Below are 2,327 nucleotides of genomic sequence, written 5' to 3' on the forward strand. Positions count from 1 at the left end.
TGTCCTGGACCCGAAGCGGGGTGATCTACCCATGGCCAGTGTGAAGCAGTAGTAAGATGCTGTGGAGGCGCGAACCCACGTAGGTTGAAAACTGCGGGGATGAGTTGTGGGTAGGGGTGAAAGGCCAATCAAACTCCGTGATAGCTGGTTCTCCCCGAAATGCATTTAGGTGCAGCGTCGCATTAGCTTGGTGGAGGTAGAGCTACTGGTTGGTTGAGCGGGACTACAATCTTAGCAATGTCAGCCAAACTCCGAATGCCATCAATGTGTTGTGCGGCAGTGAGACTGTGGGGGATAAGCTTCATAGTCGAGAGGGAAACAGCCCAGATCGCCGGTTAAGGCCCCTAAGGGTGTGCTAAGTGGAAAAGGATGTGGGATCGCGAAGACAGCCAGGAGGTTGGCTTAGAAGCAGCCATCCTTGAAAGAGTGCGTAATAGCTCACTGGTCGAGTGGTCCTGCGCCGACAATGTAGTGGGGCTCAAGCACACCGCCGAAGCCGCGGCAAACTTTTTGTTTGGGTAGGGGAGCGTCGTGCATGTGTTGAAGCGTTACCGTAAGGAGGCGTGGAGTGTGTGCGAGTGAGAATGCAGGCATGAGTAACGAATTGGAAGGTGAGAATCCTTCCCGCCGGATGACTAAGGGTTCCTGGGTCAAGTTCGTCTTCCCAGGGTGAGTCGGGACCTAAGGCGAGGCCGACAGGCGTAGTCGATGGACAACCAGTTGATATTCTGGTACCCGTATATCCGCGCCCATGATAAAGCACTGATACTAACCACCGCGGATACGAATTGTGCGCTCTTTGAGTGTGTGGTTTGTTGATGTCGTGGGGCCTGATGTGTGGTTCAAGTGATGGGGTGACACAGTGTAGTAGCCATGCCGCTTAGTGGATTGTTGGTGTAAGCGTGTGAGGTGGTGTGTAGGCAAATCCGCACACCGTATGCCTGAGGCGTGATGCGTAGCCCAATTGGGGTGAAGTTGGTGATCTAGTACTGTCGAGAAAAGCCTCTAGCGATGTGGATGTATGGCCCGTACCCTAAACCGACACAGGTGGTCAGGTTGAAAATACTAAGGCGTTCGGGTGAACTGTGGTTAAGGAACTCGGCAAAATGCCCCCGTAACTTCGGGAGAAGGGGGACCACACGACTTAAACCAGCCTTTGCGTTGGTGGTGGGTTGTGGGGTCGCAGAGAATAGAGGGAAGCGACTGTTTATCAAAAACACAGGTCCATGCGAAGACGTTAAGTTGATGTATATGGACTGACGCCTGCCCGGTGCTGGAAGGTTAAGAGGACCGGTTAGTAGTCTTTGACTGCGAAGCTGAGAATTTAAGCCCCAGTAAACGGCGGTGGTAACTATAACCATCCTAAGGTAGCGAAATTCCTTGTCGGGTAAGTTCCGACCTGCACGAATGGCGTAACGACTTCTCTGCTGTCTCAACCACAGGCCCGGTGAAATTGCACTACGAGTAAAGATGCTCGTTACGCGCGGCAGGACGAAAAGACCCCGGGACCTTCACTATAGCTTGGTATTGGTGTTCGGTTCGGTTTGTGTAGGATAGGTGGGAGACTGTGATGCATGCACGCCAGTGTGTGTGGAGTCGTTGTTGAAATACCACTCTGATCGGATTGGATGTCTAACCTTGGCCCATGATCTGGGTTGGGGACAGTGCCTGGTGGGTAGTTTAACTGGGGCGGTTGCCTCCCAAAATGTAACGGAGGCGCCCAAAGGTTCCCTCAGCCTGGTTGGCAATCAGGTGGTGAGTGTAAGTGCACAAGGGAGCTTGACTGTGAGACAGACATGTCGAACAGGGACGAAAGTCGGGACTAGTGATCCGGCACCTACTTGTGGATGTGGTGTCGCTCAACGGATAAAAGGTACCCCGGGGATAACAGGCTGATCTTCCCCAAGAGTCCATATCGACGGGATGGTTTGGCACCTCGATGTCGGCTCGTCGCATCCTGGGGCTGGAGTAGGTCCCAAGGGTTGGGCTGTTCGCCCATTAAAGCGGCACGCGAGCTGGGTTCAGAACGTCGTGAGACAGTTCGGTCTCTATCCGCCGCGCGCGTTGAAACTTGAAGAAGGCTGTCCCTAGTACGAGAGGACCGGGACGGACGTACCTCTAGTGTGCCAGTTGTTCCGCCAGGAGCATGGCTGGTTGGCTACGTACGGAAGGGATAACCGCTGAAAGCATCTAAGCGGGAAGCCTGTTTTAAGATGAGGTTTCGTATTTGAGGTCCCCCAAAGACGATGGGGTTGATAGGCCAGACCTGGAAGCACTGTAAAGTGTGGAGGCTACTGGTACTAATAGACCAAAACAAACACACACAC

The 2,327-nt window shown here is 53.5% G+C and carries 1 rRNA gene; it reads left to right on the top strand.

The features are described 5' to 3' along the window. A 23S ribosomal RNA gene (locus HMPREF2526_RS00480) occupies window positions 1-2,325 on the top strand; the annotation flags it as partial. Window positions 2,326-2,327: the final 2 nt, after the last annotated feature.

Source organism: Corynebacterium sp. HMSC070E08 (genome assembly GCF_001808895.1).
In the GTDB taxonomy this organism is placed as follows: domain Bacteria; phylum Actinomycetota; class Actinomycetes; order Mycobacteriales; family Mycobacteriaceae; genus Corynebacterium; species Corynebacterium hiratae.